The organism is Tardiphaga sp., from assembly GCF_044340795.1.
Lineage (GTDB): Bacteria > Pseudomonadota > Alphaproteobacteria > Rhizobiales > Xanthobacteraceae > Tardiphaga.
In genome coordinates, this window is sequence record NZ_JBIISY010000366.1 from 1 (window position 1) to 4,301 (window position 4,301).

The 4,301-nt window shown below is 62.2% G+C and carries 4 protein-coding genes; 2 read left to right on the forward strand and 2 right to left on the reverse strand.

Annotated elements, in window-relative coordinates; translation table 11 throughout:
- Both ACIQ17_RS31390 and ACIQ17_RS31395 read left to right on the forward strand, forming a co-directional pair.
- The coding region (locus ACIQ17_RS31390; RefSeq protein WP_398473420.1) for an efflux RND transporter permease subunit at positions 1–510 on the forward strand (510 nt) is incomplete at its 5' end.
- 119 nt (positions 511–629) lie between these two features.
- Complete coding sequence (locus ACIQ17_RS31395; protein WP_398473421.1) at positions 630–1,373, forward strand: hypothetical protein; 744 nt, start codon at positions 630–632, stop codon at positions 1,371–1,373.
- Positions 1,374–1,494: 121 nt separating this feature from the next.
- Here ACIQ17_RS31395 and ACIQ17_RS31400 read toward each other — a convergent pair whose 3' ends face one another.
- Together ACIQ17_RS31400 and ACIQ17_RS31405 are read right to left on the reverse strand one after the other, a co-directional pair.
- A complete protein-coding gene (locus ACIQ17_RS31400; protein ID WP_398473422.1) occupies positions 1,495–2,958 on the reverse strand; it encodes a UdgX family uracil-DNA binding protein in 1,464 nt (487 codons plus the stop codon).
- 21 nt (positions 2,959–2,979) lie between these two features.
- Positions 2,980–4,221 carry a putative DNA modification/repair radical SAM protein gene (locus ACIQ17_RS31405; protein ID WP_398473423.1) on the reverse strand — a complete coding sequence of 414 codons (1,242 nt, stop codon included), beginning with the start codon at positions 4,219–4,221 and terminating at the stop codon, positions 2,980–2,982.
- Between the last annotated feature and the right edge of the window lie 80 nt (positions 4,222–4,301).

Consider the following 4,301-nt stretch of genomic DNA (forward strand, 5'->3'; position numbering starts at 1 on the left):
CTGGCGGCGCAGTTCGCGTCGATCCGCGATCCCCTGGTCATCATGATCTCGGTGCCGATGGCCATCTCGGGTGCGTTGATCCCGCTGTTCTTCGGCGTGGCGACGATCAACATCTACACCCAGGTGGGTCTCTTGACGCTGGTCGGCCTGATCTCGAAGCACGGCATCCTGATGGTGGAGTTCGCCAACGAGCTCCAGCTGAAGGAAGGCCTCGATCGCCGCTCGGCGATCGAAATGGCAGCCCGTGTTCGTCTACGTCCGATCCTGATGACGACGGCGGCGATGGTCACCGGCCTGTTGCCGCTGCTCACGGCATCGGGCGCCGGCGCGGCAAGCCGCTTCTCCATCGGCCTCGTGGTCGTGGCCGGCATGATGATCGGCACGTTGTTCACGCTGTTCGTGCTGCCCGCGGTCTATGTGGCCATCGCCACCGATCACCGCGCCGGCAAGGAAAGCCAGCGCGCCAAGGAGATCGCGGACTTCGACATGAAGCACGCGAAGACGACGTGACGCTTTGGGGCTTGCGGCGCTGAGCTTGCAGGTCCAGATGGATTGAGGTTGGATGGCGGATCGACAAAATCGATCCGCCATTTCCTTTTGAGGCGGACGCCCCGGAGGAGCCACCCGCGATGACGCGCGATTTCACGCCCGGCAACTATCGTTACATTCCCGCATTGTTTCAGTATTCGAGCGGTGCTGCCGCGTTGCCCGATTACGAGATCGAGCGCGTCCGCTTCGATACGTGGCTGCCTCTGGCCGAAGGCTTTGCGCGCATCGCCGATTACATTCGCGCGGCGGGGCGTCCGCTGACCTCATTCTGCGCCTGCGAATTACGTTCGCCCGGCGTCGTCGACGAAGCCGGCTTTCGTAGGTTCAACGAACACTATGTGAAGACCCTCGCCGAATGGGGCATCTTTGACGGCACCAACAATCCCGTCGCGCGCAGCAATGTCTGTCTCGAGATCGATCCGCCCAGCGAACCATCCTTCTACGCCTTCTCATTCGTGCGGGAGGCGAAGGGTGCCAAGCCCAGCTTCGTCATCGCAGGCGGCGCCGAAGCGCGCGGTGGTCCCGGCACGTATCCGGAGCGCATCGTGCGCTATCGCGAGACGTCGCCTGATGCGTTTCGCGAGAAGGCGCGCATGACCATGGCGAATATGGAAGAGCGCCTCGGTGCGTTCGGATTCGGCTGGAAGGACACGACGGCGACACAGGTTTACACCGTGCAGGACTTCCATCCCGTCGTGGCCGATGAACTCGTCAAACGCGGTGCCGCACGTCAGGGCATGACCTGGCATTTCGCACGGCCGCCCGTGGTTGATCTCGAATTCGAGATGGATACACGAAGGGTGACGCGGGAATTCGTGATTTAACTTCATGTCATCCCGGCGAAAGCCGGGATCCATACACGCTGTCGAGCTAGCTGAAACGCGATCGGCGTGGCTAACCTCTGATACGGAGGTTATGGATCGCGGCTTTCGCCGGGATGACAGGTCAAGCAGCGCGTGCCTTGTCACTCAGATGCGCCGCCACAATGCGAAGATCCTCGACGAAGGCAGCATATTCGCGCAGTCGTGCATCCTCATCCGGCAAGCGCAACAGATAGGACGGATGCACAGTCACCAGCACACGCGTTCCGTCGTCCAGATCGATCACACGCCCGCGTGTCTTTCCGACCGGCATGATCTTGCCGAACACACTCTGCGCAGCCGTCGCGCCCATGGCGACGACCAGCTCCGGCTTCACCAGCGCCTTCTCGCGCTCATACCATGGCCGGCACGCCTTGATCTCCGGCGTCGCCGGCTTCTGGTGCAGCCGGAATTTGCCGCGCGGCACGAATTTGAAATGCTTCACCGCATTGGTCACATAGACCTTGTCGCGGATGATGCCGGCCTCCGCGAGCGCCTTGTCGAGCATCTGGCCGGCCGGGCCGACAAACGGCTTGCCGGCGAGGTCTTCCTTGTCGCCGGGCTGCTCGCCGACCATCATCACCGAGGCATGTTTGGGTCCTTCGCCGAACACGGTCTGCGTGGCGTCCTTCCATAGATGGCAGGCGCGGCAATCCGCAGCCTCGTCGCGCAGAGCGGCAAGGGAGGTGTCGTGTGCATGCTCGGTCGATGCCATCGCCTGCGATCTCGTCATGACAGCCTCGCGGCGCTGCGGCTTCTTGGGCTCCAGCGCCTCCGCTGCAATCATTTCGCCCGTGACTCGTTCCGCCTTCTCGATCAGCGGCTTGATGAGCCCGGCTTCGGGCAGGTTGCGCCAGTATTTCTTCGGCATCTCCTTCTGCATCGCCTTGGTCTTCAGGCGGGCCGGATTGAAGATACTCGCATAATAGGTGCGCCAGACTTCCTCGAGTCGGTCGCTCGACGGCGCCATGGATTTGTCGACGCCTGGCGAGAACGACACCTTGTGTCCGTCCCAATGCGCGCAGAGATCCGGCGTCAGGATCGACCACGCCATGTCGGCGAAGCGCCGCGCGAAGAAGGGGGCTGCGAGTTCGACGATGTGATGCTCGGGCTCGAACCACGCCACGAAATGCGCCTTGGCATCGCGGCCGATCTCGCGGAAGCGGACAAAGGCATGCATCTTGTGCTCGTCGCGGCGGATCGCCTTGGCCATGCTTTCCAGTTTCGAAGTATCGGGATCAGTGGCCAGCTGGAGCAGGTCGTGATTGCCGCGCAGCCGCCATAGCATGCGATAGAGCAAGGCAAAGCGCTGGGGATCGCGATGCAGGATGACCTGCTGCGCGAGATCGACAAAATGCGCGGGGACATTGAAGGTGCCGCGCACCTCTTCGAGCGATGTATCCTGTGTGGCCGGAAACAGCTCGGGCTCATCGCCGCCCGCAACGATCCACGTCACATCCGCCGGCGCGACGCCATTCATTGCCAGCAGTCGCGCCGCCTTGCGCCAGCCGTCGAAATCGGTCTCGCCATCGAGCGTGATGGTATGCATCGGCTCTCCGTTACCGCGCTTCTAGAAAGCGAAGCCCAATTGCTTGGCTTTCGGCTTGAAGCGTTCGGCCAGTTGCGTGCTGTCGAGCTGATGCACAGCTGGCCGGTGATCAGGAAGAACAATGAATGGCAGCGCCTTGTTCCGTGGGATATGCAGCCGGGCGAGATCGCCGACGCGGATCGAGGAAATCCGCCGCGTCTCGATGATCCGCTGCACGGCCCGCGCGCCAAAACCCGGCACGCGCAAAAGATCCTCGCGGCTGGCGCGGTTGATATCGAGCGGGAAACGGTCGCGATGGCGCAGCGCCCAGGCGAGTTTCGGATCCATGTCCAGCGACAGCATGCCGTTGTCGCCAGCCACGATCTCGTCGGCATCAAACCCATAGAAGCGCATCAGCCAGTCGGCCTGATAGAGCCGATGCTCGCGCATCAGCGGCGGCGCGCGCAGCGGCAGCGAGCGGCTGGCATCGGGGATCGGGCTGAACGCCGAATAATAGACGCGCTTGAGATTGTAGGAGCCATAGAGATTGGCCGAGGTCTTGATGATGGTCGCATCATTGGCGCTGTCGGCGCCCACGATCATCTGCGTGCTTTGTCCCGCCGGCGCAAAGCGCGGCGCCGTGCGTCCGCGCGGCGTCGGCTTGGCTCCCTCGCGCGCTTCATCGAGCTTCAGCCGCAGGCGTCCCATAGTGCGACGGATCGCACGGACGTCCTTTTCCGGCGCCAGCTGTTTCAGGCTGCCTTCGTCCGGCACCTCGATATTGATGCTGAGTCGGTCGGCATATTTGCCGGCCTCGGCGATCAGCGCATCATCGGCTTCCGGAATTGTCTTCAGATGGATGTAGCCGCGAAAGTGATGCTCCTCGCGCAGCTTTCGCGCCACGGCGACCACTTGCTCCATGGTGTAATCGGCGCTGCGGATGATGCCGGAGGAGAGGAACAGGCCCTCGATGTAGTTGCGCCGGTAGAAATCCAGCGTCAGCTGCACCACTTCATCCACGGTGAAGCGGGCGCGCGTCACATTGCTGGAGGCACGGTTGACGCAATAGAGGCAATCGTAATTGCAGGCATTGGTCAGCAGGATTTTCAGCAGCGAGATGCAGCGGCCATCCGGCGCATAGGAGTGACAGATGCCCATGCCCGCATCGGTCGAGCCCATGCCCTTGCCGTCGCGGGAATCCCGCTTCTCGGTACCGCTCGATGCGCAGGAAGCGTCATATTTGGCAGCATCCGCGAGGATCTCCAGCTTGCGCTTCACGTCCATTCCAAATTCCTTCCAATACCGCCGCGAAAATTTGGGTCGCGATCCCGATTGACTCGTCCAAGCCTCTCGGCGTTATATAG

Coding starts and splice junctions, on each gene's coding strand:
- ACIQ17_RS31400 (WP_398473422.1), bottom strand. CDS start 2,958: ATGCATACCATCACGCTCGATGGCGAGACCGATTTCGACGGCTGGCGC.
- ACIQ17_RS31405 (WP_398473423.1), bottom strand. CDS start 4,221: ATGGACGTGAAGCGCAAGCTGGAGATCCTCGCGGATGCTGCCAAATAT.
- ACIQ17_RS31395 (WP_398473421.1), top strand. CDS start 630: ATGACGCGCGATTTCACGCCCGGCAACTATCGTTACATTCCCGCATTG.